The following is a 26,355-nucleotide window of genomic DNA, read 5'->3' as shown; positions in this document are numbered from 1 at the left end:
GTGCCTCACTCTATTATTCCTCTTCATCTTTCCATCGAGGATTAAAAAGATATAACTTGGAAGGTCTAAACTGCTTACCTTCTGATAATAATGCTGTTTTTGTAAGCATTCGTTTAACTTTTTTTCGAAAATAAGCATCTGCTAATTCCCGGCGATATAAAACCTCATACACTTTTTGCAGTTCAGTAAGCGTAAATAATTCTGGCATCAAGCTAAAAGCAATGTCTGTATACATTACTTTATTTTTCAACCTATCAAGAGCATACTGTATAACTTTAGCATGTTCAAAAGCTAAGCCATCTTTATTCTCGACATACGTGTTTTCTGTTTTGGAGATATGTCCCTCCACTGTATTTTTTACTATCACATGATCTTTTATGGTTATTTCTTTATTTTCTATTATAATTTCAAAGGTTTGTTCAAGAATATATCCATTTATCGTTGGATGTTTATATTTGCCAATTACATTACTGCGGACATTAAACCATCGTACATCTTCTGCATCTTCACCTGATTTTACAGTAAACTTTTTTCGATCTACCAAGGCCATGTAGGATGTGCTTATCACCCTTCTATGAAGGTTAGTATAAACTCGCCCCCATGTATAAAGCTGCTCCATATATACATTCTCCAAGTTTGTTTCTTCCTTTAATTCCCTTATAGCAGCTTCATCAATGCTTTCTTCGTAATTAACAAACCCTCCCGGCAAAGACCATTTTCCCTCTTGGGATGCATTGCCATTTGTTTTTAATACGTCCTTTTTCTTTTTTACCAAAAGAATTTGCAGTACCTTATCAGGCAGTCGTCTTGGATCTTTATCTTCACTATCAATTGCACTGAAAATAACCATATCTACCGTATTCGAGGAATGTATTTGATGATTGCTGCCATCATCTTTAAAAAAACCATGTTTGGATTCATTCATATCCTTAACCTCCCGCTAATTATCATATCCGATGGAAGTTAAAACCCCACCAGAATCAAGTCTTCTTTAGAAAAAAATAGAGTAATTGGCGGTTTCCATTTAAGATAATTCTTATATCATCATTTTGATATTATCATTTTGATATTATCTTATTAGTATTATTATACATGTCCTTGATTCTCTTGGCAATTTATTTTCAGAAAAGGTTCTTGATTCAATTAAAGGATATCTTCTTTTTAAGTAGCAGTTCCACGTAATGATATAGAAATAGTCCGATCGATATATTCGACCGGACTATTTCTATATCATTACATTCTAAAATAAATCATTAACGTACTACAATATTAACTAATTTTCCTGCTATGGCAATTACTTTTATCACTTGTTTCTCATGAATCAGTGCCTGCACTTTTTCTTGCTCTAATACTTTTTCTTCTAACTCCTTTGGCGTAAGTGTGGCAGAAACAACAATTTTTTCCCGCACTTTCCCATTAATCTGTACAACAATTTCTACTTCTTCTAACTTTATAGCATCCTCATCAAACACAGGCCATATATGTTTATGCACACTACCTTGGCCAATGGTTTCGCTCCACAATTCTTCTGTGATATGAGGCGCGAAAGGGGCTAACAAGCATAATAAACTTGAAACAAGTTCTCGCACTAACCCAGGATTGACAGCTAGATTCTGATCCTTAGCGGTATACATTGCATTTACTAATTCCATAATAGAACTAATGGCGGTATTAAAGTTGAAGCGATCACCAATATCTTCTGTTACTTTCTTAATCGTTGCATGCAATACACGTCTAAGATTTCGTTCCTCTTTACTAAGAGTGCTATTGTCATATCCCGACTCTTCTCCTGCCATGAAAGAAGCATAGTGATCCACAATTCTCCACAGACGTCCAAGGAATCGATAAGAACCTTCTACGCCTTGATCATTCCATTCTAAGTCACGTTCCGGCGGAGCAGCAAATAAAATAAACAATCGAGCTGTATCAGCCCCATATTTTGCAATAATTTCTTCAGGAGACACGACATTCCCCTTAGACTTAGACATTTTGGAACCATCTTTTATAACCATTCCTTGTGTTAATAGGTTCTTAAATGGCTCATTTACATTTACTAATCCTGCATCTTTAAGCACTTTTGTAAAAAACCTTGAATATAAAAGATGTAATATCGCATGCTCAATACCACCAATATATTGATCGACAGGTGCCCAATAATCAGCCTTTGAGGACTCAAAAGGAAGATTTGTATTCTTAGGGTCTGCATAACGCATATAATACCATGAGGAACAAATAAAAGTATCCATCGTATCAGTCTCACGCTTCGCAGGGCCACCACATTTAGGACATGTACAATTTACAAACTCTTCTACCTTGGCTAACGGCGAAACCGAGCCTGCAGCAAAATTTACATTCTCGGGCAATAAAACAGGTAACTGTTCCTTTGGAACAGGCACACTACCACAGTCAGCACAATTGATAAGAGGAATTGGTGCCCCCCAATAGCGTTGACGAGATACCAGCCAATCGCGCAAACGATAATTTACATGGCGCTTGCCATAGCCTTGTTCTTCTAACCATTTTGCGATTGCTACTTTACCTGCTTCACTCTTCATACCACTAAACTGCCCAGAATTGACCATGATACCATCGCCGCTGTATGCGCCTTCCATCGTGTCTAGTGCCAATTCCTGCCCTTCAGGCTGCACAACGATCTTTTTAGTTAAATTATATTTATTGGCAAATTGCCAGTCTCGTTCATCATGGGCTGGAACGCCCATAACTGCTCCAGTACCATATTCCACCAAAACATAATTTGCTACCCAAATTGGCACCTCTTGACCAGTGAACGGATTTATAGCATAAGCCCCTGTAAATATACCTTCTTTTTCAAACTCACTGGAGGTTCGGCTAATCTCGCTCATATTGCGTACTTTATCAACAAATTGACGAATTTCCCCTGCATTGTCTTTACCAGCAATCAGCTTTTCTACCAATTTATGCTCCGGTGCCAATACTACATAACTTACACCAAAAGCCGTATCATGTCGTGTTGTATATACAGCAATTTTTTCTTCAGAACCTGCCACAGCAAAGCTGAATTCCGCTCCTTCACTACGACCAATCCAATTTTCCTGCATCGTTTTAACTCTCTCAGGCCAGCCCTTAAGCTCACTAAGATCATTTAAAAGCCGATCCGCATAGTCTGTAATTTTGAAAAACCACTGTTCTAATTCTTTTTTAACTACGACAGAATCGCAGCGCCAGCAAGCACCATCAATTACTTGCTCATTTGCGAGCACGGTATTACATTCATTACACCAATTCACTGCAGCTTTCTTCTTATAGGCAAGTCCACGCTCTACGAACAATAAGAATAACCATTGGGTCCAGCGATAATAATCAGGATGACAGGTTGCCACTTCACGATCCCAATCATAAGATAAACCTAATTCCTGCTGTTGACGCCGCATATTGGCAATATTTTCCCAGGTCCACTCTGCAGGATGAACACCATGCTTGATCGCCGCATTTTCAGCAGGCATCCCAAAAGAATCCCATCCCATAGGATGAAGTACATTATAACCTTGCATGCTTTTGAATCTCGCAATTACATCACCAATGGAATAGTTGCGAACATGACCCATATGTAAATTGCCGGAAGGATAAGGAAACATTTCTAAAACATAATATTCTGGACGCTGACGATTGAGTTCCGTTTTAAAAGCATTATTTTCAGTCCAGTATTTCTGCCATTTAGATTCAATTTCTTTAGGATTATATCTTTCGTTCATTTAAAATCCTCCTATTTATAAAAAATAAAAAACCGCCCCTTGGCTTATTAGCCAGGGACGAGTTATATACACCCGCGATACCACCCTGATTGACAGCTATTGCCATCCTCTCAATGATTGTTAACACTAATCAAGCGTCAGCTATTACTAATTCATAGCTGATCCTCCACAGTGAGTTCAGCAAATTTAAGGGCTGGCTCGCATCATCCGCCAACTTTCTGCACCATAAACAAAGCCTACTACTCTGTATCTTAGGACTTGAATAATATTATATCCCACCCTATCTTGAAAGTCAAATTAACACTATTGGTGTCTATTATCTAGTTCTATATTTTTTTAAAATGCATATATTTTTTCTTGGGAGGTGTATTCTATGTATAAACTAATCATAGGAAATATTAGAATTACTGTGTCTGACGATACGATTAGCCATGAACAAGCAACTAGTGCTGCCAGACAGTCCATTTCAGCAGCCCAAGCACAAGGAAAAGTGTTATCTCATATTGAAATCAGCAAAGGGGAGACGGGTCTTGAAGTAACCCCTACAGAAAAATCAGGTCATAGAACATCACGTAAAACCATTAAGCAAAGCCTACTTGATGGCATGCATACAGCCATACAAGAAAAATTATACCCTACAGGTACATTCAGCAATAAAGACCTCTGGTATGATGGGGATACCGGACAAGAGTGGAGCGGCGAGGCCGTACAAGTTGCACGTGAGGAAGTCGTTGAGGAATTTGAAAAGTGGATGAAAACAGTATAAAAATAAACCGGTCTCAACTGTAGAGACCGGTTTATTTTATATTACTGACTCAGTAAGTGCTTTATCGAGATAATACAGTAAATCATTTATATCTTCCAGTCCAATGGATAGGCGTATAAGATCCTCTGTAATACCACTCGTTAATTGCTCTTCAGGCAGCAGCTACACTGCTGAGAAAAGAAAAGTTACACTCGGGACAATCATATTGACAATCACTAAATGTCATGATCCCAAAAATATACAAATGTGTAATGCATTGCATATTGATCACAATCCAAAATACTCTGTATAGAGGGCCTTTGCTTTATTTTCATTTTCAACATTTTTGATAATCGCCCGTCCGTCAGCAAAAAGAGTTATTTCTATCTCATGAATTTTCAAACGCAAAAGAAAAGGATTGGATTGAATTTCTCCAACATGGGCCAAACGCTTTAGAATATCGGAAAAATCCATCTTGCGAACCTGACCTGGCACAATCTGCACTGCTTTTTGCCCGCATAGCAAAGTCGTATAGGTACCTTTTCCTTTAGCAAGATAATGATATTCATGTTTAACACAGGCAGGACAATCTGATTGCCTCGATAGCTCTTTGCTATGAAAAGAGTTATTCCAAACATCAATGAAAAGGGCTGACTTTCTGATATCAGAACTGCCAACCAGTATTTTTAAAGCTTCTGCCGATGCATAAGATGAAATGATACCCGTAATCATATTCAGCACTCCAACTGAGCTGCAAGTGCCGCCAGCCCCTGTTTCTGGCATTTCAGGCATGAAGCATCGATAACATGGAGTTTGTCCTGGAATCATGTTCGCAGTAAGACCATAACTCCCTAATACAGCCCCGTGCACCCAAGGAATATTCTTTTTTAAACAGACATCATTTAAAAGGAAGCGAGTCTCAAAATTATCCGTGCCATCCATGACAAGGTCAATATCCGTTAACAGCGTTTCAATATTTGAGGCATTCACATCGCTGACGATTGCCTCTAGTGTTATTTCTGAATTGACCTTTTCCAAATGCTGAGCAGCAGCAACGGCTTTAGGAAGTTGCTCACGAACATCCGCTTCATCAAAAATCGTTTGCCGCTGTAAATTGCTTATCTCTACAAAATCACGGTCAATTAAGCGTATATATCCAATCCCAGCTCTCACCAAGTTATTGGCAACTACAGTTCCCAGTGCTCCTAAACCAATGATCGCCACCCGACTGTGCCCAATCTTCTCCTGACCCGCTGAACCGATACCTTGAAAAATAGCTTGCCTGGAGTATCGTTCTGGTACATGTATCATTTCATTTCCTCCACCAATTCTTTCCCAATCGCAGTAATTGCCTGTAAGCACGTTTCTATTTCTTCTTCTCTAGTAAAATAGCCTGGACTAATACGGATTGTGCCCCCCTGCAAGGTTCCCAGTACTCGATGAGCATCCGGGGCACAATGCAGACCTGGACGGACAGCAATCTGAAAGGATTTATCCAAAATCATACACAGCTCATTCGCACTGATCTGCTCAAGATTAAATGACACAACAGCAGCTCGCTGCTGTCCCAATGGCGGACCATAAAGCACCACTCCCGGTATTTTCGCCAAACCTGCTACTAACAGATTTGTCAATTCTTCTTCCCGCTGCTTTATCTTTTCCATACCAGTTTCCATGATATATCGAATGCCGGCTCCAAGTCCGGCAATTCCTGAAGTATTAAGTGTGCCGCTCTCATAACGTTCTGGTAATTCATCCGGTTGTTCTAAAGACTCGGAATGGCTGCCAGTACCGCCTTCACGCAAGGTTTTTAGAGTAATCCCCTTATGGACATATAGCCCGCCAACCCCCTGACAGCCTAATAAAGATTTATGACCAGGAAAAGCCAAAAGGTCAATTCCCATTTCCTGGACATTGATTGGAAAAACTCCTGCAGTTTGGGCACAATCTACTAAAAAGGCAACACCAAACTCTCTTGCAATTTGTCCAATTTCCCCAATGGGATTTAATGTACCAGTCACATTAGAAGCATGAGTTATGGCAATTAACTTAGTATTTGCCTGAATAGCATTCTGAATCTCCCGGAGAGAAATTCCATTAACAGGCGATGTCGCCACCTTGGTAACAGTTACTCCATTTTTACGCAGCGCTTCTAAGGGGCGAGCCATAGCATTATGTTCCATAGAACTGGTAATAACATGATCACCTGGCTGCAGCAATCCTTTTAAAGCCAGATTAAGAGAATCAGTAACATTTAAGGTAAATACCACCTGAGACGGATGAGGAATCGCAAACAATGCTGCCGCTAATTCTCTTGTTTCTTGAACTAGTCTGCCAGCTTCAATTGCCATGGTATGCCCCGAACGGCCAGGATTTGCTCCGATTTGTCGCATAACCTTGTCAACCATTTGATATACGCTTTCCGGCTTAGGCCAAGAGGTGGCAGCATTATCCAGATAGATCATAGAAACTACACCTTCCTACTATTAAACTACAAATCTAAAAAAGACTAAGACATCTCCTTTATCAGGATACAACGATCTTAGCCTTAAATATCTTCTCAGTCCTAATTTTGTTATTCTAAATTACTAGTCGTTTAAATATTACTGCATTTGGATTTAGAATTCAAGTCATTTTTAACTCCAGCACTTATTAACTTCTTTAAAAAGAACCCTTGATAAATATCTTAAACTTAGTGTATTGGCTGCAAGCACTGTTGCTTTATCGTTTCTATCACTATCTTTTTTGACAATATATATCGAAATACGATATTTCTTCTTGGAAAAAGTTTGACTATAGTGATAAAATAATACTAGCAACCCCCAAAAGTATCAGTGCGTCATACATTTGACACCCTATCTTACGCTTTCGCTGCTTACTTAGGGTTTTTACAAAAATCTATAGAATAAAGAGGGTATTTATGAGTATTAAATCTTTAACTCCGCTTGACGGACGCTATGAATCTGTTACCAAACCATTAGGCGACTTTTTTTCAGAATGGGCATTAATGAAATATCGCACCCATATAGAAATTGAATGGCTGATTACCATGGCATCTAACCCCGAATTCAATCAAGTACGAACTTTTACATCTGACGAAGTACAGTTGCTGAGAAAGATTGTTACTACTTTTGATGAAGAAGTTGCTTTAAAAATTAAGGCGATCGAAAAAATTACGAATCATGATGTGAAAGCTGTTGAATATTTCTTAAGAGATACACTGAGTACGACTTCATTATCTGATGTTCTTGAGTTTATTCATTTTTCTTGTACTTCTGAGGATATCAACAATTTATCCTATGCATTAATGCTAAAGGACGGCATCCATAAAGTTTGGCTGCCAGCTGCTAAAAAGCTTGCTGCCGAAGTGGCAAACAAAGCCGAAACCTTAAAAGACGTTGCAATGCTGGCACATACTCATGGACAATCCGCGTCTCCTACCACTATGGGAAAAGAGCTTGCTGTATTTGTGTACAGGTGGAATCGACAGTTGAAACAAATCCGCAGTCTTGAGTTTCTAGGAAAATTTAATGGAGCCGTTGGTAACTTTAACGCTCATCAAATTGCCTATCCTGAAATCGACTGGGAAAATGTTGCCAAGAATTTCGTTGAGGGACTGGGTCTGGAATACAATCCGCTGACAACCCAAATAGAATCTCATGATTATGTGGCAGAATGTTTCCATGCCATCAACCGTTTTAATAATATTGTCCTAGATTTTGACCGAGATATGTGGCTGTATATCTCTTTGGGTTATTTTAAACAAAAAACCATAAGTGGTGAAGTTGGCTCATCAACCATGCCTCATAAGGTCAACCCTATCGATTTTGAGAACTCAGAGGCAAATCTGGGGCTTAGCAACGCGCTACTGGATCATCTGGCAAATAAACTGCCTATATCCCGCTTACAAAGAGATCTTAGCGACTCCTCGGCGCAACGCAATATAGGAGCTGCCATTGGATATTCTCATATAGCCTTGTCTTATGCTTTAAAAGGTTTTGGCAAAACCCTGACTAATAATCAGGTTATTGAAAGTCACTTGACCGATGCTTGGGAGGTCCTATCAGAAGCTATACAAACCGTGATGCGTAAGCATGGACATACGAATGCCTATGATAAGTTAAAAGAAATTACTCGAGGAAAAGCAATTGGCGAAGCAGAAATTCGTTCTTTTATCGAAAGCGTAGAGTTGCCAAAAGAAGATAAAATTCGCTTACTCGCTTTAACGCCACAAAAGTATATCGGCTTGGCTGTAGAACTGGTTAAGCACATAAAGTAAGAAAACGACAATACTTAAAATAAACTGCCGCCTACAATGGTGTGCTACCCGTCAAGAGGACAATAAAAAATAATAAATTTTTCTATCGCCAGCCTGATAACGGTTGGCGATATTTTTATGCTGCCAATCTATAATGATTATGGTATGCCATTGGTGTCATTACATTTAACTTGCGTTGCAGACGTCGATTATTGTAGTAATCTATGTAATCAGTTATAGCCTCCACTAGATTATCTCTATTAGTGAAACGATGACCATAATACATTTCTCGTTTCAAAATTCCCCAAAATCCTTCCATTGGTCCATTGTCAATGCAATGGGCTACTCTGGACATACTTTGCTTCATGTGATGATCTTTTAAACGCATATGGAATTGAGCACTTGTATATTGATAACCACGGTCGCTGTGGAACAGCGGATGAGCCTCCGGTTCCAAACGAACAGCTTCATCAAAAGTATCCATAACCAATGGATTATCGTTATGATTACTAATTTTAAAGGCTACAATTCTGCGGTCGTATAAATCCAGGATGGCACTCAGATATATCTTGTGAACTTCAATACCGATATAATATTTGAATTCAGAAACATCCGTAAGCCATTTTTCATTAGGCATATCAGCGTGGAATTCACGGTTTAAATAGTTTTTTGCGATGTGGTCCGGATTTCGAGCAGATCTGGTACAACTTTTTGGTCTCCATTTAATGGTGGATTGAATTCCTTTGTTTCTGCAAATACGAAGAACGCGTTTATCGTTCACAACAATTTTGTAATTTACATCCAGCTCATCACGAATACGGCGGTATCCCATATCTGGATGTTGTTTATGGATAGTATATATTTCTTCCGAAATACGTTCATTCTTAATTTCACTATCACTCTTTGGATGATTGAGCCAACGATAATAAGCAGAGCGCGTGATTTTAAGATATTTACATAATTTTTTTGTTGGATAGCCTTTGGTTGAAGATAATTCCTTGATAGCTATATAGGCTGTAAGGTACTGTACTAAAGATAGTGATCCCTCCTCTCCAGTTCCCTGACTTTTTTTAACAGATCATTCTCCATTTGTAGATCGGTGTTCATTCGTTCCAACTCTGCAATCTTATCCCGTAGCTCTTCTTCTGGACTACGACTTGGCTGCGAACCAACACGGTGACCACGTCTGTCTTCAAGTCCAGCCCTTCCCATATCTTCATACTTTTTGACCCAGTTTCGAATCTGTTGATAAGAACAATTGTATTTGCTTGCCATTGCTCCATAGTTTTTATCATTCATTAAACAATCCTTGACTACCTGTAATCGTTCTTCAGGAGTTGTTGTTCTTGCTTTTGTCATGTATGTACCTCCAGTGGATTCTTTAAGTATTCCACCAGAATTATACACCTTTATCCAATCACAAAGTTGCTTGTTAGAACGAATATCGTACTTTTGACAAATGTCACCAAGTGATCCTTTTCCACTCAGATAGTCATTAACCGCATTCATCTTTAACGTTTTTGAATAACTTCGGTTCTTGGTTTGATTAAGCAATCCGATAGGACCTTCTGCTTTATATATTCGCACCCATCTCTGCACACTTTGGTAGGCTACGTTTGCAATTCTTCCCGCTTGTCTAATGCCAATTTTGCCATTCAGGTATCGTTCAACAATTTTTACTTTTTCTACTGGATCAATCTTACTTTTTCTAGACATAGAAATACCCCCATATAGGACTTTTATATTTCAGTGTCCTATATAGGGGTAGCATATCACAAATCTAGGCGGCAGTTCATTTTTTTCTTGCTACTTGATTGATCCTCTCTTCTCTCAAGACTGCGCTTCCAACCTAAGAGACTCACTTCTAGTAATTAAAGCAGATGAAGAATTTCATTTGCTAAACTGCTGATGCCAGGATTTCCATGTTCTATAGTCTTCACCAGGCACTCCCTAAATTTAGGAAGAATCCATTCCTTTTGCATAGCCAGTTTATGAAGAGACTCGATGGAGTTCTTAACACTCTCTTCATCTTCTTGTGTCTCAATCCATTGGCTAAGCAAAACAACCACTTGCTTCATTTCCCATTCATCCCACATTATGCGCCCATAGAGCACTGCAACTTGCCTGCGTACTCCAGGCTGATTGATCTTCGAGAATTCATTGAGTAATACTCTTCTATAAGGTGTCAAGAATAAAGGACGAACACGTGTCACCTTTTCTACCATAGATGCAGCTTGCATCTTAATACAGGGATCTTCGTGCAATACCCCCCGCATGATTTCACTCAAAATAAGAGGATCGCTAGCCGCAACCTCCAATAATTTTTCTACAAGGTTACGTGCCTCTTCGCTATCCTCGGCTACAATTTCCCATGGTATTAACAAAACTAATTTCCTCCTTAAAGTGGCTTTCTGCTTCTTTATAATCATACCTGCAAAATCTTAGTTAGCATGTTTACTATCTTCAAATAACAATGTAGAATAATGAAAGAAGAAGTTTAAATGAATACAATGAGGATTACGATCATCATTTCTTGTACTATTCGCAATAAGACAGAAGTATCCTGCTTATCTCATCTCCTACCTTATATTTTTTCAGAATCGCTATGATGTTAGACTATACTCATAATAGTCAGAATCACGTTGATTTCCTACAAAAACCGTGTATACAAGATGAAGATAAACAGGTATACTAGTACAGCATCATCCCTAGCCTTGTGAATATTGGTGAGGACATTGTACCTGCGCCATTAGGGTTTGTACTATAAAATACATAGGAGATTTGAACTCATGACCTTTCGCAAGAAAAAAACATATGAAGATATTTATAAATGGCACCGTCATAATAATGGTACCTGTTTTTATTGCTATGAGGATAAACCTGTAGCAGTCGCTTTTGTCGGAGCTAAAGGTATTTGCCAAGAATGTCTGGATCATTTTAAAATAGGACATGTCGGTACAGATCGCCATGCTATTGCCCATCTGACCAAAAGCCTTCCAAATCACGAGGCAACGGTCGAATGGCTAAAAAAACATGGCGTGAAGCTAGCACCTACAGGCTATCGAAATAACGCTCACTGTTATATGGCAATTAACAACCTAGGAACTTTCAATCATTATCATGAGATTATCTATGGCAACATTGAACTTAGCACCGTAAGCAGCGATGCAGCAAAAAGAATATTCGATAGCTATAATGATATAGAAATATATAAAGATGGCAGTATTCGTATCATTTATTAATAAAAGCCCCTTACTAGAAAGGAGAATTCATATTATGGAATTAAACCAGGGCAAAAAAGCAGAGTCTCTTGTATTGTGTGAAGCATCTCTGATTGAGGATATGAAATTAGCAGTTGATGCTGAAATGTTACCTACCCAATTTACCATATCAGATATAAAAAAATGGATGGTAGAAGATCAAATCCAAAGACCAGACGGTACACTCTATTCCGAAATAACAACTGAGCTGTTGTATAACTACTCTAAACACACACCAATAACAAAAAAACGAAAGCAAAAAGTTCTTTATGCTAATGCTAATTCCAGCATTTTTTCCTTTAATCCCTTCTGATATAAACTGGAAATAAATATGATACAATCATAAAAAACAAAGTGGCTGCCAATCGGTAGTCACTTTGCTTTTTCATGGCAAACGTTTATAATTTGCTTCGTGTTCTTCCTATTCTTCGTGTCTTTGCGTTCAAAAGGTCTTATTTTTAAAGGACGCGCAGCGTTTTTTTCTTAGGTTCTGGAAATATATTTTCGAATATCCACTGCAACTGCTGAAACAATAATGAGACCTTTTATAATAAGCTGCCAATAAGGGTTCATTCCAACAAAGGTTAAGCCATAGTTAATAACCGTAAAAATTACTACCCCTACTAGTATGCCTGGCACTGTGCCAATACCGCCGGTCGTAGAAACACCGCCTACGACACAAGCAGCAATTGCATCTAACTCATACATGTTACCATAATTGTTAGTCGCACCACCTGTTCTTGCAGCTTCCAGTACACCAGCAAAGCCATAAAGTGCTCCCGCAATTGCATAAATCATAATCAAATTAAGACCAACATTAATTCCCGACACTTTTGCAGCATTAATATTACCGCCAATGGCATACATATTTTTACCTAGCTTTGTTTTGTTGAAAATCACCCAAACAACAAAAGCTACGATCAGGGCTATCAGCACGATATAGGGAATCGAATAGGGACCAGTGCCAATTGATCCCGAGCCGATGATTGTAAAATCAGGTCTTAAGCCACCAATTGGCTGTGATTCATTTGGCTTCATATCAAAATAAATCGAATTTACGCCATAAACCATAACGTAGGTACCTAATGTTGCAATAAACGGTGGTACACTAAATTTAGCCACAATCCATCCATTGACTATACCTACAATAAGACCGCCAATAACAGCCACAAGAATTGGGATCCAGATTGGCAAATCAGGCAGGTTTGGAAAAAACCTTCGCGAGTAATCTGCTATTTGCAACATGGAACCGGATAATACAGCAGCCAAACCTACCACACGTCCGGCGGAAAGATCAACACCTGCTGTTATCAATACAAAGCCAGCACCGAGAGCAATGATTACCCTAGTAGAAGATTGCATTAAAATATCACGCAGGGTATTTATTGATAAAAAATTTGAATTATAGATAGTAATTGCTATGATAAGAACGATTAGGACACCATAGATTGCATATTGCAAAAAGAATTCATTCAATTTTTTCGTATCAAAGTTCATTTTTTAACCTCCTTTTTCACACCAAATATAAGGTTGCATGGCGCATAATTTCTCGTTCAGTAGCATTCTTTTGATCCAGTATGCCCGTAAGTCGTCCTTCACACATTACCAGGATTCGATCCGACATCCCTAAAATTTCAGGCATTTCAGAAGATATCATGATGATGCTCTTCCCTTGCTTGGCAAGCTCTGTAATAATCGTGTAAATTTCAAATTTTGCTCCAACGTCAATACCACGAGTTGGCTCATCAAGCAGCAATATATCCGGATCAGTAAGCAACCATCGCCCAATTAAAACTTTTTGCTGATTCCCCCCGGACAGGTTCTTAATTAGCTCCTTGATAGAGGGCGTTTTTATTCTAAGTTTTTCAACACTCTTCGCTGTATCTTCTTTCATCTTTTTCTCGTTAAGAAAGAAATAAGATGTTTGATAAGCATTTAGGTCCGCAATCGCTGTATTTTCCACGACAGGTAAAACCGGAAAGATCCCTGTAACACGTCGTTCTTCCGTAAGTAATGCAATTTTATATTTTTTTGCATCTGCTGGCGACTTAATTTTGACCTCTTTCCCATTCAAAATAAATTTACCGTCTGCTATGGTACGCAATCCAAAAATTGCTTCCACCAGTTCCGTACGTTGGGCACCTACAAGCCCACTGATTCCAAGTACTTCGCCTTTTCGAAGATCAAAAGTAATATTTTTAAAAGACCGAGGATTGGGCGACGTAAGATTTTCTACTCTCAGCACCACTTCACCAGGTACATTGCTGCGCTCTGGAAAGCGTTGGGTGAGATCACGTCCAACCATCTTAGAAATAATTAAGTCAGTGGTCAGCTCTGAAGCATTCCAGGTACCAATATATTTACCATCCCGCATAATTGTAACATCATCTGATATTTGGAGAATTTCTTCCATTTTATGAGATATATAAATGATCGAAACTCCTCTTTTTCGTAAGTCACGTATAATCTTAAATAACTGTTCCACCTCATTACCAGTCAAAGAAGATGTTGGTTCATCCATCACGATAATTTTCGAATTAAAGGATACAGCTTTAGCAATTTCAATCGACTGCACTTTTGATACAGATAGGGTTTTAACCAATGCATTGGGATCAATATCAATTTCCAATTGTTGAAATAAAGCAGTAGTATCGGCATACATTTTTTTATGGTCTACAAATTGAAAGGGACCAAAACCTGTCATAGGAAAACGTCCTAACCATACATTTTCCATTACATCTCGATGAGGAACAGGATGCAATTCCTGATGAATCATGGATATGCCATAATTCAATGCATCTTTAGAATTATGTATTTCTAGTTTTTGCTGATTTAAGATAATTTCACCAGCATCTTGTTGATAAATCCCAAAAAGACATTTCATTAACGTTGATTTTCCTGCACCGTTTTCTCCCATGAGAGCATGTACAGTACCAGGCCTAACCTTAAGCGTTACGTCATCAAGTGCTTTAACGCCCGGAAATTCTTTAGAGATGTTATTCATTTCAAGTAAAAATTCAATTTCTGTCATTTTAAGCGCCTCTCTTTCTCTCAAAGGCATTTTACTATCCCTTAGTAATCAAAATGGCAAGGGTACAATCTAAGATACATTAACCCTTGCCATTTTAAAATTTTTCGTTCCCCAAAGAAGAAAATTATTTAGCTTCGTTCATGTTCTCTTTCGTAATCTTTTTATAATCAATCCAGACATACTTACCATCTGTGATCGTATAACCAGTATTTTCTTTACTAGGAGTCTGACCTTGAGCCAATACATCAGTAAGATTAAAAGTAGCTTTACCCTGATTATTAGCATCGTTTAAAACGGTACCATAAAGTGTACCTTCTTCCAGTGCTTTTAATGCAGGAGCAGTAGCATCAACACCAACTACAGGCATGAATTTACCATCTTTAAAATAACCTTTAGCTTTTAACGCTTCGATAGCGCCTAAAGCCATATCATCATTATTTGCAAGCACAACATCAATTTTGTCCCCATGAGCTGCTAGGAAAGCCGCCATTTTTTCTTGACCTTTTACACGATCCCACATTGCAGTATCTTCAGCTACTTTTTCAACTTTTAAACCTGCATCTTCAATTGCTTTAATAGCAAATTTAGTACGCATTTCAGCGTCTTGATGACCTGGCTCACCTTTTAACATAACATAGCGGATGACTCCATCTTTGGTAGGATGAGCTTTAAAGTAGTCTACTACTAATTGGCCTTCCATGATTCCAGATTGCTCAGCCTTGGCTCCCACATAGTATACCTTATCCCACTTTTTCATATCTTCTGGCAAAGGTTCACGGTTTAAGAATACTACAGGAATATTCGCAGCTTTTGCTTTATCAATAATTACACCTGCCGCATTGCGATCAACTGGATTAATGGCAAGAGCTTTTGCTTTTTTGTTAATAAATAAATCAACTTTATCGTTCTGAGTTGGCTGGGAGTTCTGACTGTCAACGATCTCTAATTGGGCCTTGCCTTCAGCAGCTTTGGAGATGGCACTTCGTACACCACTCATGAATGTGTCATCAAATTTATAGATTGCGACACCAATTAAATTTTTACCACCTTTGTTTGCATCTGCAGCAGGTGGTGTTGAGCTCGAACATCCAGCTACCAATGCCCCAGCTAAGAGCGTTGCCACCATAAGTCCCTTCCAGTTTTTTTTCATAGTTTAACCCTCCTCCAATAATTTAGTGTGGATATTACAGATTATAAAACCTAGAATACGTTCTTGGTCTTATAATAGTGCCACCATTAGCAATTACCGCTGCCCCAGCCATATTGATTCTGTAATTTCAGCAAATACAATATCGGCTGCACCTTTTAGAGTATTTTCTGTTGTCGTAGTTAAAAAACTAATTTCTAAAACATTGCTAGAACTTTCAAAAGATCGATCTTCAACAATTTGTCTAACTATATCTTCAATATATTGACGTCCTCTCGCTATACCTCCGCCAATTATAAGAATTTCAGGATTAAAAGTATTAACAAGATTTGCAATGCCAATGCCCAAGTATCTTGCTACCTGTCCTAACATACGAATCGCTAACTCATCACCAGCATCTGCTGCTTTATAAATGACCTCGGGAGTCAGATCTTTCAACTCTCCCTTTACCATGTCGTAAATAATAGAGCTTTGCCCTTCCTTAATCGCTTTTGCTACTGCATCCACTAAAGCATTCTCTGAAGCTAATGCTTCTAAACAACCGTAATTCCCACAACTACATATAGGACCCGCAATGTCAATTGTCGTATGACCCACTTCACCGGCACTATCATTGACACCTCGATAGAGACTGCCATTAAAGATAATACCACCGCCAATACCATGACTAACTTTTAATAAAATCATACTTTTGGCATCTTTTACAGAACCATAATAATATTCACCATTACTTAATGCTTTCACATCATTTTCAATAAAGGCAGGTAAACCAATATGTTCCTCAATAATCCCTTTCAAGGGTGTGTTCCGCCAGCCAATATTAGGCACAAATACAGCAATTCCATCTTTTCTTCTCACTGGACCGCGAACCACAACTCCTACAGCAAGCACTGGAACACCAGCTCCTTTGCGACAATCACTAATAATATCCAGCAACATCTTTAAAATTTCATCTTCTTTTTTGCCTTTAATACTTCTGCTGTCTTCTAATTGTATTTGAAATTCGGGATCTATCACATATCCGATCATTCTTTCAGAGCGAATATATACAATAATAACAGTTGCCAAAAGACTATTAATTTTTAATAATAATGGCCGACGCCCACCACTGGACTCCCCAATTCGATCTTCGGCTATCAAACCCAATTCTAGTAACTTCGTTGTAATATTGGTAACCGTCGGCGGAGTTAAACCTGTCATCTTTGAAATTTCCACCCTGGATACGGGTCCCTGGCGTCGAATCACATTCAGTGTTAATGCATCATTACTGCTTCCTAATTTAAAACTATTTGCCATAACATTTTCCACTCTATCCCCTACCCTTTAGTGGCGCACACCATTAAAATTCTTCTGGACCCAAGAATGTAGCACAATATCTAAAAATCATTTCAGATTATATGCCAACACTTCCCTGGATTTAATATTTATACAACTTCCTGCTATTATCATCCGCAATATTTTTTCATAATTAGAAATATTCAAAATTCTTTGCGTAATCATTATAATATCCAATCTTTTAGCTGGAGCAGTCAATGGCTTTTACACCATCTGAAATTCTTGCAACATAAAAGTCTGGTTTCAAACCTGTCTTTTGTTCATATTCCTGGCTTACTGCCACAGTGAATAATTCTAATTGATCCGTTGCAACCAACGCAATAGCACAACCGCCAAATCCAGCTCCTGTCATACGTGCACCAATACACTCAGTCCTCTTAATGGCACATTCAACCATCGTATCTAGTTCTAAACCTGTTACTTCATAATCATTCTTTAAAGATATATGAGACTGAGTCATAAGATTAGCAAAACCCGTAAGATCCCCTTGGCCCAGAAGCTCAACGGCTAATAAGACTCGACGGCTTTCCGAAATAACATGACGCGCTCTACGCTGCAATACATCATCTTTCACATATTCTTCTACATCCTCAAAAGATACTTGGCAAAGACTCGCCACTTGACGCTGCTCTCGTATAATCCCTAATACTGCTTCGCATTCGCCTCGGCGTTGATTATATTTCGAATCTGCTAATTCTCGTTTCTTATTGGTATTCATAATGACTAAACTATATTCTCCTAATACAAAAGGAGTATATTTATATTGTAAGGTATCACAATCCAATAATATGGCATGGTCTTGCCTTCCCATCGCCACTGAAAATTGATCCATAATTCCACAATTAACTCCCATGAATTGATTTTCTACCTGCTGGCAGAACTTAGCCAATCCAACCCTATCCATATTGGTTTCTCCGCCAACATAACGTAACATGAAGGTTACTAAAACTAAGAGAGCTGCCGAGGAGGAAAGACCTGCTCCATCAGGAAGATTACCTGAAAACAAAATGTCACAGCCTTTTAGCAAACATCCATCATCCAGCAAATGTTTTATTACGCCTTTGGGATAATTAGCCCAACGATCTTTTTCGTTAAATACAATGGGCTGCTTTAGATCTACAGAAACAATCGGCTCTGTATTGGCAGATTTCAACTGAATTAGGTTGTCTGAGCGAAAGCGTATTGCACCATAAATCCCTAAAGATAAGGCTGCTGGAAATACATAACCGCCATTATAATCAATGTGTTCACCGATTAAGTTAACTCTACCAGGTGAGAAAAAGCAATGTATTGGCTGATTGTTACTGCTTCCATATTCTTTGTGAAATCTGTCCTTAAATTGAAGAACATTCATGACTAACCCTCCTAATTATAAGACCCTCTGCTAATCAATCTGCTATGGCGTGAATCAGTATGCCCATTTCTCTATCGATGATCAAATAACAATACTTTTTTAAATGTTTTACTAAGTAAAATAATGTATTCGCTATTATTTGGTAAATTCCTTTTTTATTGCTGCATTTTTCAGTTTTTTCCGATAACTTTTTTATAAATAAAAATAACTTAACAAAATGCTAAGTTATTTTACGATATGTGTCTATTTTAGGTATATGACTAAATTTATACAAACCTCAAAACAGAAGTGGTTCAGTCTCTGGATTAACATCTATGTATAATAAAATGATACTTACCTCACTAGTGACTCTCTAAAATACGATCAATCGCATCTAACTCTTCTACAGTGAAATCAAGACGTTGTAATGCTCCTACACAATCATCAATTTGGCTAACCTTACTGGCACCAATTAAAACAGAAGTCATCTGCTTATTGCGCAGAACCCAAGCTAAAGCCAGCTGTGCCATACTTTGCTTTCTTTGTTCAGCAATCTTATTTAGCATGGCAACTTTCAAAATCAGATTTTCTGTAATGTCTTCTGATTTTAGAAAGGTACTTTGACTAGCAGCTCTAGAATCTTCAGGTACTCCATATAAATACCGATTGGTCAGCACTCCCTTGCCTAAAGGGGAAAAAGCGATACAACCAACCCCTGCATCCTCCAGTAGAGAAATAAACCATCCTCAATCCATCGATCCAGCATCGAGTACCTAGGCTGATGGATCAGGCAAGGCGTTCCCAAAGCTGTAAGAATGGCAAAGGCTTTTTTCGCCTGATCAGGTTTATCTACAGCTAGTGAATTTTAATCAACATCAAGGAAACATCATCAATTACTTTTTCATCCGCAATTCCTGCAAATAATCGTAACACGACATTAAAAAACTCTTCCGGATTCTCTTGAATGATATGCTTATAGTTCATAAAACAACCACTTAAGTCCTGATAATTCATTTCCATATCATATTGTTCCCGGGTATTAAATAATCCATCTGTATAAAGAAAAATAATATCTTCTGTACTAACTATAATCTTATGGGAACTATATTCTGCTTTCTCCACAAGGCCGACAGGCTTATCCTTTGAATAGAGAACATGTACGTGATCTGTTTCATGTGTATAAACCATAGGATGGCTATGACCCGCATTAGCGAATGCAAGAACATTGCCTTGCTTTTTGCCCACAACAGCAGTGAAAGTATAATCCCCTTGCATCATAGAATAGAAAGTATCATTCATATGACGCAAAACTTCTGCAGGACAAGACAAGTACTTAATCGAATTCGTAAAATCCACTTTAATCATCGAAGCAATCATAGCTGCCGCTACTCCATGACTTGAAACATCTGCCATAATAAACCAGACATTGTCTTCAAACTGTACACATTCATAAAAATTCCCACCAATTTCATCGCAAGAAAGATATTTACCATACATATCAGCCAGTGGTCCTTTTTTTGAGGTTGCTATTAATGTTTGCTGCAAAACATTTGCCAGCATTAATTCTAACTTCATCTTTTCATGCATACGCAGTAACGCTTTGCGCTGAACATAACTGTCCAATGCATTTTTAACTTTTACAGGAACGACAAATTGTATTTGCTCCATTGTCAGGGGTTTGGGAAAATAATCATAAGCACCTAATTCTAATGCTTGATTTACACTATCAATATTATCCATTCCTGAATAGACAATAATCGGAATATCTTTGTATTTAGCATCAGCTTTTAGTTCTCTAAGGACATCAAATCCATCTTTGCCTGGCATCATTAAATCTAATATAATTAAATCAATATCATTATCTTCAACTTCTTTAATCGCCTGAAATCCATCTTCCGCATCATAAAATTCAATCTGCTGCATATCTTTTAATACTGCTTTAATTTGCTTTCGATTAAAAGTCAGATCATCAACGATTAAAATACTATTTTTCATCAAACCACCTCCTAGAATAATAACTCCGTTTCCTTTGTTCAATCCCACGCTATCTATGTGTATCTTTTCTACCTTCTTGTAAATATTCCTTCCACTAGGGCAAATGCTCTATGGCTTTTTCCTTTTATCCGATGACTAACTGCGCTAAGATTCAGGATTCAATCACTCTACATCTACAATTGAAATCCGTCAAATCCTAAAAAGATGCCCAGTACCCTTTGAATTAGATTGAAATATAGCATTATACCGATGATAATGATCATTACTCCTGATAAACCCTGTAGATACGGCAGCCATTTCATAACGATTTTGATCCGGAACAAATAGTTTTTAAAGAACAAAGCCATTAATAAAAAAGGTACTGAAAATCCTAATGAATAGATGAACAGCAAGAAAGCCCCCTGACTAAGAGTGATGGTGGTACTTGCATATACTAAGATAGAAGCTAGAATTGGACCCGTGCAGGGAGTCCAGCCTGCCGTAAAAGCCACCCCCAAAATAAATGCGCCAATCGGTCCTTGGAAGGTATTTTGTAATAACGGGCGATATTCCCGTTCTAACCATTCTAACTTTACAATTCCTAATAAATGAATTCCCATAATCACCATGAAGATTGCACCAATTTGGCGAATCGCGTCTTGGTAATCCAGAAAAAGCTGTCCAAAATAAGAAGCCGTAGCTCCCATCATTATAAATACTAGGCTAAGTCCACTTAGAAAACAACTTATGCGCAGCAAAAACGGCCATGTGCTAACAGGCTTATTATCATGTATTTTTTCAGATTCTGCTCCTGTCAGAAATGCCATATACGTAGGCAGTAAGGGTAGTATGCAAGGAGATAAGAACGAAATGATGCCGGCAATAAAAGCTGTTAATAAAGTAACTTCATTATAATCCATGTCATCTCCCCTACAAACTGTTTATGATGCCATCTAGCTGATTCATGGTCATCGCCCCAGATTGCCGATGCTTTATAAGACCGTTTTTATCCACTATAATCGTAGTGGGGATTGCAGTAATTTGAAATTGTTTAGCAACTATGCCATCTTTATCTAATAGGACGGGCATGGTATAATTATGCTTATTCATAAAACCCCTTACATTTTCTTGAGATTCCTGCAAGTTAACAGCATAAAATTGTACCTTTTGCTGATTTTTCTTAGCAAACTTCTCTAATTCAGGCATTTCTTCTAAACAAGGTGGACACCAGGTAGCCCAGAAATTAATGACAGTAATCCTGCCGGTTTTCCCAACAGTAACTTGATTGCCTGCCAAGCTATCAAGAGTAAAAGATGGTGAATTCTTTCCCACTTTTACATCAATTTTTCCATCTGGTGGCTGTGTTTGTGGTGTTGACTCTTTCTCGAAGAACCCAACATACCAAACTCCTGCAAAGGCTAAAAGTACCAGCAACGTAATAAACAGTTTTTTTCTCATCGCATCTGCCTCATCTCATTAATATTATCTTATGATTTGTTTAATAACCAAATTTTGTTATACTATAGACACAAACTGAACGTACAAAAATAGAACCACACTAGGAGGGCTTTATGCACCAATATCTTTTTTTTATCGGCGACTTTCCAATTCGAGCCTATGGCTTAATACTTAGCTTAAGTATTATTCTTGCAACAGGCACAGCATATTTTTTAGCAAAACAAGATGGCCGCTGGCATGAACATGTTGTGGATATAGGAATTTATGGCGGCTTATCTGGAATTGTCGGCGCTCGCTTATGGGATGTCTTTTTCTTTGATTGGGATTATTACCAGCATCATCTATTAGAAATCCCTTTCGTTTGGCAAGGTGGAATGGCGATACAAGGCGGCATCCTTTTCGGTTTCCTTGCTGGATATATTTATACGAAACGTCATCACATTGATACCTGGGCCTTTGCTGATATTGTAGCTCCAGCAATCATCATGGGGCAATCCATTGGGCGCATGGCAAATTTATTAAATGGCGATGCTTTTGGACATCCTACAGGTGGTCCTTTTGGTATTATCTATCCTGCAACAACCTTGGCTTATCAAGTGTACGGAGATAAACCTCTTTGGCCTGCTGAAATTTGGGAAGGACAAATTGACATCATCATTTTCGTTCTGTTACTACTCTTTCGCACTACCAACCATGCTAAAGGTCAGGTGTTTATTCTCTATGCCATTTTATACTCTATCGCTCGTTTTTTCTTGGAATTTTTACGAGGTGACTATGGCACACTGTTTCTAGGCTTAAAATCTGCTCAGTTAACCAGCCTTACCATAATCATTATCGGCAGTATCTTTTTTGTATGGTGCGGTTTAAAACAAAAGTCACAACCTCCGGAGCCTAAAAAACAAAAAGGGAAAAAATAATTATCATTTATAGTATAACATTTAGATCATTTATCAATCTATTAAATATACAATTTTTAAAAAATACAGCCTCAAAACCGAAAGGTTTGAGACTGTATTTTTTACTTTTCGTAGACGGCAATTACTTCAATTTCCACACTTACATCACGAGGCAATCTGCCAACTTGTACGCATGCTCGAGCTGGTGGCTCCGTTTTAAAATACTCTGCGTAAACTTTATTCATGGCAGCAAAATCTTCCATGTCTTTTAAAAATACACTCGTTTTTACAACATGTTCAAAGAGCAGTCCCTCTTTTTCTAAAATTGCCTTAAGATTATTTAGTACCTGATAGGTTTGTGATTCAATTCCACCATAAACAATCTGTCCTGTCATCGGATCTAAAGGTATTTGTCCTGAAACAAATAAAAATCCATTGGCCTTAATTGCCTGTGAATAAGGTCCAATCGCTTGAGGAGCAAAATCAGTATTAACTACAGTCTTCATATTCATTCTCCTTTTATTTTGGTTTTAATATCTTATTATTTTCGTTGTGAAGAAAAAAACTCCTGTAAATTCAGATTAAAAAATTACTTTTAATAGATTTCAAAATTACAACATCCGCAGCATATATAGATTGTATGTACTATGATTCCACTTTGGCAAATAGCTTATTGGCTAGAAGAATTCCTGTAGGTGATACAGCCAGCCCGCCTTGAGCGGTTTCTTTCAAGGTACAAGACATTGCATTCCCAACTGCAGCCATAGCATCAATTACTTCATCAACAGGTATGACACTGCAAATTCCAGCTAATGCCATTTCAGCAGCTACCATCGCTTGAGCAGCGGCCCCTGCATTACGTTTTACACAAGGTACCTCCACTAATCCGGCTACCGGATCACAAACTAATCCCAACATATTTTTTAAGGTAATCGCGACTGCTTGCCCTACTTGCTCAGGACTGCCTCCGTATAGTTCTACAGCTGCACCAGCTGCCATAGCGGCAGCCGAGCCGCACTCAGCTTGACAGCCACCAGCCGCGCCCGACAAAGAAGCTCTGGAGGCAATCACCATGCCAATAGCACCTGCTACTATCAAAGCTTTCCCAAGCTCGTCCATAGAAGAACCACGAGCTTCAGACAAGGAAAATAAAACAGCCGGCAAAGTACCGCTCGCACCTGCCGTAGGAGCAGCCACAATACGCCCCATGGACGCATTCGCTTCTCCTACAGCCAAGGCAATCATTATGGCTTTAGACATCACACTGCCTACAACACTCTTATCAGCGGACTCGGCCCTGTAAGTCTCTACTTTTTTTCCATTGCCACCAACCAGTCCTCCCATAGAAGTAATACCTGTAAGGCCAATCACAACCGACTGCTCCATTACATGTAGCATTTCCTCCATACGCTCTAATAAGACTCTTTTGTCCATCTCTAACTCTTTTGCTTGGAATTCTATACAAAAATCACCAAAACTTTTATTTTCTGTTTCTGCTAGATCAATCCATTCTTGCAGAGATAACTTTTCTTCCATACTTTTTTCACCTCATCACTTTACCATCTTATACTAACTGAATACGGCGCACCGATTGTATATGAGGCAACTTTCCAATGACCTCAAATGCTGCATCGTCAATTGGTTGATCAGTCTCAACAATCATAGCCGCTAAACCACCTTTTTGTTTACGAAATACCTTCATCTGCGCAACATTCACACCTTGTGTAGATAAAATACTTGTAACTAAAGCAATGGCACCAGGACGATCGCGGTGCATTGTCAAAATGGCGGGGAAGTCACCACTAAATTCTACAGGAAAATCATCTATATTCGTAACTACAACACGCCCCCCACCAATCGAGGCCCCCGTTACTGTGCACTTATTTCCATTCACACCCGTCATCCAGAACCTAACAGAATTAGGATGAGACAGATCACCTAGGTTAATAGTGGTAAAAGAGATTTCAATTTCTGCCTCTTTTGCTGAATCGAAAGATTTAGGAATACGGCTATCATCCGTTGCCCATCCCTGCAGACCTGCTGCCAGAGCCAAATCGGTACCATGTCCTCGATACGTTTGGGCAAAAGAACCATGCAAGCCAATCACAGCCTCTTTCACGCCTTCTCCTAAAATAGCGAATGCTAAATTTCCTAAACGCACTGCACCAGCTGTATGAGAACTGGAAGGACCAATCATGACTGGACCAATTACATCAAAAATATTCATTTAAAATTTCATCTCCTTCAAGATGCATGTAACTCAAAAACTCCTGAATGTACTCACCTGTTCATCTATTATCATATTAACATGTTTAATCTCCGCGGACAATAACACTTATAACTGGATTGTATACAATATGCTATTCGCTTTCCTCTAAGCAACATACTTTTGCCTTGCAATCGCCTTAACCAATTACCCTTTGGTCAATCAAACATGTAATTGGGTTTACGTGTTTTTTTTTATATGTTACAGTATAAGCAAGAACTTCTATACTTTAAAATAGGGGGTGTCATTATAAATAAGATCCGTATCATTTTAGCTGATGATCACGCTGTTTTACGTTCAGGATTAAAATCGCTGCTCAATAGTGATCCTCAATTTGAAGTAGTAGGAGAAGCAGAAAATGGCATTGAAGCGATCTCCTTGGTCAAATCTCTTGTTCCTGATGTTCTAATACTTGACTTGTCAATGCCAGATATGAATGGTATTGATTGTATTAAAGAAATTCGCTCCCGAGGACTAACATGTCCGATTCTGGTTTTAAGTATGTACGATGATGAAGAATATATTAAGGAAGTCATGCGTTCCGGAGCCAATAGCTATGTCTTAAAAAAGTCAGCAGATACAGAATTAATCGAAAGTATTATTAAGATCCATAAAGGTAAACGTTATTTAAGTGAAAAACTCTCCCAATCCTTATTGAATAATTTACTTTATACCGACTCTGATACCTATGATCTGCAGCATCCATATAAAGTGCTCAGTGTACGTGAGCGTGAAGTGCTTCGCTTTCTGGCTCTTGGACACACGAACAGCGAAATTGCCAATACTCTTTCTCTTAGTCCTAAAACCATTGACACCTATCGTTCACGGATCATGAATAAATTAAATATCCATAAAAAATCTGATTTAGTGAATTATGCAATTCAATATAAATTAATAACCATTTAGTCTGTCATCATG

General features: G+C 38.4%; 26 protein-coding genes and 1 other annotated feature. Of the genes, 6 read left to right on the top strand and 20 right to left on the bottom strand.

Going from position 1 to position 26,355, the window contains the following annotated elements:
* Positions 1-13: 13 nt before the first annotated feature.
* Together JBW_RS09230 and leuS are read right to left on the bottom strand one after the other, a co-directional pair.
* Positions 14-925 (bottom strand): NUDIX hydrolase, encoded by a 912-nt coding sequence (locus JBW_RS09230; RefSeq protein ID WP_007954412.1) that lies wholly within the window; start codon positions 923-925, stop codon positions 14-16.
* 328 nt (positions 926-1,253) lie between these two features.
* The gene (leuS, locus tag JBW_RS09225; RefSeq protein ID WP_007954414.1) at positions 1,254-3,734 is read right to left on the bottom strand and encodes a leucine--tRNA ligase; all 2,481 of its coding nucleotides are present in this window, start codon (positions 3,732-3,734) and stop codon (positions 1,254-1,256) included.
* A gap of 50 nt (positions 3,735-3,784) precedes the next feature.
* Positions 3,785-3,996 (bottom strand) — a binding site (T-box leader).
* A gap of 111 nt (positions 3,997-4,107) precedes the next feature.
* Here leuS and JBW_RS09220 point away from each other — a divergent pair.
* On the top strand, positions 4,108-4,500 hold the full coding sequence (locus tag JBW_RS09220) for a hypothetical protein (RefSeq protein WP_007954417.1): 393 nt from the start codon (positions 4,108-4,110) through the stop codon (positions 4,498-4,500).
* Positions 4,501-4,536: 36 nt separating this feature from the next.
* On the opposite strand, the gene JBW_RS25655 is transcribed toward JBW_RS09220, so the two are convergent.
* From JBW_RS25655 to JBW_RS09210, 3 genes are all read right to left on the bottom strand, one after another.
* The gene (locus JBW_RS25655; protein WP_268747892.1) at positions 4,537-4,659 is read right to left on the bottom strand and encodes a PLP-dependent transferase; all 123 of its coding nucleotides are present in this window, start codon (positions 4,657-4,659) and stop codon (positions 4,537-4,539) included.
* 108 nt (positions 4,660-4,767) lie between these two features.
* The gene (locus JBW_RS09215; protein ID WP_007954419.1) at positions 4,768-5,790 is read right to left on the bottom strand and encodes a ThiF family adenylyltransferase; all 1,023 of its coding nucleotides are present in this window, start codon (positions 5,788-5,790) and stop codon (positions 4,768-4,770) included.
* Positions 5,787-6,944 carry an aminotransferase class V-fold PLP-dependent enzyme gene (locus JBW_RS09210; RefSeq protein ID WP_007954420.1) on the bottom strand — a complete coding sequence of 386 codons (1,158 nt, stop codon included), beginning with the start codon at positions 6,942-6,944 and terminating at the stop codon, positions 5,787-5,789. Before JBW_RS09210 ends, JBW_RS09215 begins: the two co-directional genes overlap by 4 nt.
* A gap of 455 nt (positions 6,945-7,399) precedes the next feature.
* Between JBW_RS09210 and purB the strand changes: the two genes are divergently transcribed.
* A complete protein-coding gene (purB, locus tag JBW_RS09205; protein WP_007954421.1) occupies positions 7,400-8,758 on the top strand; it encodes an adenylosuccinate lyase in 1,359 nt (452 codons plus the stop codon).
* A gap of 115 nt (positions 8,759-8,873) precedes the next feature.
* Here the strand turns inward: purB and JBW_RS25295 are convergent, their stop codons facing one another.
* From JBW_RS25295 to JBW_RS09190, 3 genes are all read right to left on the bottom strand, one after another.
* The gene (locus JBW_RS25295; protein WP_071882479.1) at positions 8,874-9,740 is read right to left on the bottom strand and encodes an IS3 family transposase; all 867 of its coding nucleotides are present in this window, start codon (positions 9,738-9,740) and stop codon (positions 8,874-8,876) included.
* Between the two features lie 26 nt (positions 9,741-9,766).
* Positions 9,767-10,453: a helix-turn-helix domain-containing protein gene (locus JBW_RS25290; protein ID WP_007955602.1), complete on the bottom strand. Its 687-nt coding sequence runs from the start codon at positions 10,451-10,453 to the stop codon at positions 9,767-9,769.
* Positions 10,454-10,608: 155 nt separating this feature from the next.
* Positions 10,609-11,121 carry a hypothetical protein gene (locus JBW_RS09190; RefSeq protein ID WP_007953336.1) on the bottom strand — a complete coding sequence of 171 codons (513 nt, stop codon included), beginning with the start codon at positions 11,119-11,121 and terminating at the stop codon, positions 10,609-10,611.
* Between the two features lie 405 nt (positions 11,122-11,526).
* Here JBW_RS09190 and JBW_RS09185 point away from each other — a divergent pair, with 405 nt between their 5' ends.
* On the top strand, positions 11,527-11,979 hold the full coding sequence (locus JBW_RS09185) for a hypothetical protein (protein ID WP_007953337.1): 453 nt from the start codon (positions 11,527-11,529) through the stop codon (positions 11,977-11,979).
* Between the two features lie 34 nt (positions 11,980-12,013).
* Positions 12,014-12,310 carry a hypothetical protein gene (locus tag JBW_RS09180; protein WP_007953338.1) on the top strand — a complete coding sequence of 99 codons (297 nt, stop codon included), beginning with the start codon at positions 12,014-12,016 and terminating at the stop codon, positions 12,308-12,310.
* A gap of 170 nt (positions 12,311-12,480) precedes the next feature.
* Here JBW_RS09180 and mglC read toward each other — a convergent pair whose 3' ends face one another.
* From mglC to JBW_RS09135, 9 genes are all read right to left on the bottom strand, one after another.
* Positions 12,481-13,494, bottom strand: coding sequence for a galactose/methyl galactoside ABC transporter permease MglC (gene mglC / locus JBW_RS09175; RefSeq protein WP_007953340.1), 1,014 nt, complete (start codon positions 13,492-13,494; stop codon positions 12,481-12,483).
* A 16-nt stretch (positions 13,495-13,510) separates the two neighbouring features.
* Positions 13,511-15,028, bottom strand: coding sequence for a sugar ABC transporter ATP-binding protein (locus tag JBW_RS09170; RefSeq protein WP_007953341.1), 1,518 nt, complete (start codon positions 15,026-15,028; stop codon positions 13,511-13,513).
* 124 nt (positions 15,029-15,152) lie between these two features.
* Positions 15,153-16,178: a galactose ABC transporter substrate-binding protein gene (locus tag JBW_RS09165; RefSeq protein WP_007953342.1), complete on the bottom strand. Its 1,026-nt coding sequence runs from the start codon at positions 16,176-16,178 to the stop codon at positions 15,153-15,155.
* A gap of 93 nt (positions 16,179-16,271) precedes the next feature.
* The gene (locus JBW_RS09160) at positions 16,272-17,471 is read right to left on the bottom strand and encodes an ROK family transcriptional regulator (RefSeq protein WP_007953344.1); all 1,200 of its coding nucleotides are present in this window, start codon (positions 17,469-17,471) and stop codon (positions 16,272-16,274) included.
* A gap of 220 nt (positions 17,472-17,691) precedes the next feature.
* Entirely contained in the window at positions 17,692-18,864 is a 1,173-nt protein-coding gene (locus JBW_RS09155; RefSeq protein WP_007953346.1) for a galactokinase, read from the bottom strand.
* Between the two features lie 341 nt (positions 18,865-19,205).
* The gene (locus tag JBW_RS23760; protein ID WP_071882482.1) at positions 19,206-19,571 is read right to left on the bottom strand and encodes an aldo/keto reductase; all 366 of its coding nucleotides are present in this window, start codon (positions 19,569-19,571) and stop codon (positions 19,206-19,208) included.
* Positions 19,572-19,698: 127 nt separating this feature from the next.
* Positions 19,699-20,838, bottom strand: coding sequence for a PP2C family protein-serine/threonine phosphatase (locus JBW_RS09145; protein WP_007953349.1), 1,140 nt, complete (start codon positions 20,836-20,838; stop codon positions 19,699-19,701).
* Positions 20,839-21,011: 173 nt separating this feature from the next.
* Positions 21,012-21,737, bottom strand: a complete 726-nt coding sequence (locus JBW_RS09140) for a cytochrome c biogenesis CcdA family protein (RefSeq protein WP_007953350.1) — start codon at positions 21,735-21,737, stop codon at positions 21,012-21,014.
* 10 nt (positions 21,738-21,747) lie between these two features.
* Entirely contained in the window at positions 21,748-22,275 is a 528-nt protein-coding gene (locus JBW_RS09135) for a TlpA family protein disulfide reductase (protein WP_007953352.1), read from the bottom strand.
* 113 nt (positions 22,276-22,388) lie between these two features.
* Here JBW_RS09135 and lgt point away from each other — a divergent pair, with 113 nt between their 5' ends.
* Positions 22,389-23,192 (top strand): prolipoprotein diacylglyceryl transferase, encoded by an 804-nt coding sequence (gene lgt, locus JBW_RS09130; protein ID WP_007953354.1) that lies wholly within the window; start codon positions 22,389-22,391, stop codon positions 23,190-23,192.
* Positions 23,193-23,293: 101 nt separating this feature from the next.
* Here lgt and JBW_RS09125 read toward each other — a convergent pair whose 3' ends face one another.
* The 3 genes from JBW_RS09125 to sdaAB all read right to left on the bottom strand — a co-directional run bounded on the left by JBW_RS09125 (position 23,294) and on the right by sdaAB (position 25,398).
* Positions 23,294-23,677, bottom strand: a complete 384-nt coding sequence (locus JBW_RS09125) for a RidA family protein (protein ID WP_007953356.1) — start codon at positions 23,675-23,677, stop codon at positions 23,294-23,296.
* 139 nt (positions 23,678-23,816) lie between these two features.
* Complete coding sequence (gene sdaAA, locus JBW_RS09120) at positions 23,817-24,707, bottom strand: L-serine ammonia-lyase, iron-sulfur-dependent, subunit alpha (protein WP_007953357.1); 891 nt, start codon at positions 24,705-24,707, stop codon at positions 23,817-23,819.
* A 28-nt stretch (positions 24,708-24,735) separates the two neighbouring features.
* Positions 24,736-25,398, bottom strand: coding sequence for an L-serine ammonia-lyase, iron-sulfur-dependent subunit beta (gene sdaAB / locus JBW_RS09115; RefSeq protein WP_007953359.1), 663 nt, complete (start codon positions 25,396-25,398; stop codon positions 24,736-24,738).
* 237 nt (positions 25,399-25,635) lie between these two features.
* Between sdaAB and JBW_RS09110 the strand changes: the two genes are divergently transcribed.
* A complete protein-coding gene (locus tag JBW_RS09110) occupies positions 25,636-26,343 on the top strand; it encodes a response regulator transcription factor (protein WP_007953361.1) in 708 nt (235 codons plus the stop codon).
* Positions 26,344-26,355: the final 12 nt, after the last annotated feature.

The organism is Pelosinus fermentans JBW45, from assembly GCF_000271665.2.
Classification (GTDB): Bacteria; Bacillota; Negativicutes; order DSM-13327; family DSM-13327; genus Pelosinus; species Pelosinus baikalensis.
The sequence above is the reverse complement of the archived record's forward strand: the minus strand, read 5'-3'. Positions and strand labels throughout refer to the sequence as shown.

What these genes read in the sequence shown, in the direction of transcription:
- JBW_RS09140 (WP_007953350.1), bottom strand. Translation starts at nt 21,737, where the DNA reads ATGGATTATAATGAAGTTACTTTATTAACAGCTTTTATTGCCGGCATC.
- mglC (WP_007953340.1), bottom strand. Translation starts at nt 13,494, where the DNA reads ATGAACTTTGATACGAAAAAATTGAATGAATTCTTTTTGCAATATGCA.
- JBW_RS25290 (WP_007955602.1), bottom strand. Translation starts at nt 10,453, where the DNA reads ATGTCTAGAAAAAGTAAGATTGATCCAGTAGAAAAAGTAAAAATTGTT.
- JBW_RS09135 (WP_007953352.1), bottom strand. Translation starts at nt 22,275, where the DNA reads ATGAGAAAAAAACTGTTTATTACGTTGCTGGTACTTTTAGCCTTTGCA.
- JBW_RS09155 (WP_007953346.1), bottom strand. Translation starts at nt 18,864, where the DNA reads ATGAATGTTCTTCAATTTAAGGACAGATTTCACAAAGAATATGGAAGC.
- leuS (WP_007954414.1), bottom strand. Translation starts at nt 3,734, where the DNA reads ATGAACGAAAGATATAATCCTAAAGAAATTGAATCTAAATGGCAGAAA.
- JBW_RS09220 (WP_007954417.1), top strand. Translation starts at nt 4,108, where the DNA reads ATGTATAAACTAATCATAGGAAATATTAGAATTACTGTGTCTGACGAT.
- JBW_RS09160 (WP_007953344.1), bottom strand. Translation starts at nt 17,471, where the DNA reads ATGGCAAATAGTTTTAAATTAGGAAGCAGTAATGATGCATTAACACTG.
- JBW_RS09215 (WP_007954419.1), bottom strand. Translation starts at nt 5,790, where the DNA reads ATGATACATGTACCAGAACGATACTCCAGGCAAGCTATTTTTCAAGGT.
- JBW_RS09170 (WP_007953341.1), bottom strand. Translation starts at nt 15,028, where the DNA reads ATGACAGAAATTGAATTTTTACTTGAAATGAATAACATCTCTAAAGAA.
- sdaAB (WP_007953359.1), bottom strand. Translation starts at nt 25,398, where the DNA reads ATGAATATTTTTGATGTAATTGGTCCAGTCATGATTGGTCCTTCCAGT.
- purB (WP_007954421.1), top strand. Translation starts at nt 7,400, where the DNA reads ATGAGTATTAAATCTTTAACTCCGCTTGACGGACGCTATGAATCTGTT.
- JBW_RS09180 (WP_007953338.1), top strand. Translation starts at nt 12,014, where the DNA reads ATGGAATTAAACCAGGGCAAAAAAGCAGAGTCTCTTGTATTGTGTGAA.
- JBW_RS09185 (WP_007953337.1), top strand. Translation starts at nt 11,527, where the DNA reads ATGACCTTTCGCAAGAAAAAAACATATGAAGATATTTATAAATGGCAC.
- JBW_RS09110 (WP_007953361.1), top strand. Translation starts at nt 25,636, where the DNA reads ATGTTACAGTATAAGCAAGAACTTCTATACTTTAAAATAGGGGGTGTC.
- lgt (WP_007953354.1), top strand. Translation starts at nt 22,389, where the DNA reads ATGCACCAATATCTTTTTTTTATCGGCGACTTTCCAATTCGAGCCTAT.
- JBW_RS09145 (WP_007953349.1), bottom strand. Translation starts at nt 20,838, where the DNA reads ATGAAAAATAGTATTTTAATCGTTGATGATCTGACTTTTAATCGAAAG.
- JBW_RS09210 (WP_007954420.1), bottom strand. Translation starts at nt 6,944, where the DNA reads ATGATCTATCTGGATAATGCTGCCACCTCTTGGCCTAAGCCGGAAAGC.
- JBW_RS09125 (WP_007953356.1), bottom strand. Translation starts at nt 23,677, where the DNA reads ATGAAGACTGTAGTTAATACTGATTTTGCTCCTCAAGCGATTGGACCT.
- JBW_RS09230 (WP_007954412.1), bottom strand. Translation starts at nt 925, where the DNA reads ATGAATGAATCCAAACATGGTTTTTTTAAAGATGATGGCAGCAATCAT.
- sdaAA (WP_007953357.1), bottom strand. Translation starts at nt 24,707, where the DNA reads ATGGAAGAAAAGTTATCTCTGCAAGAATGGATTGATCTAGCAGAAACA.
- JBW_RS09165 (WP_007953342.1), bottom strand. Translation starts at nt 16,178, where the DNA reads ATGAAAAAAAACTGGAAGGGACTTATGGTGGCAACGCTCTTAGCTGGG.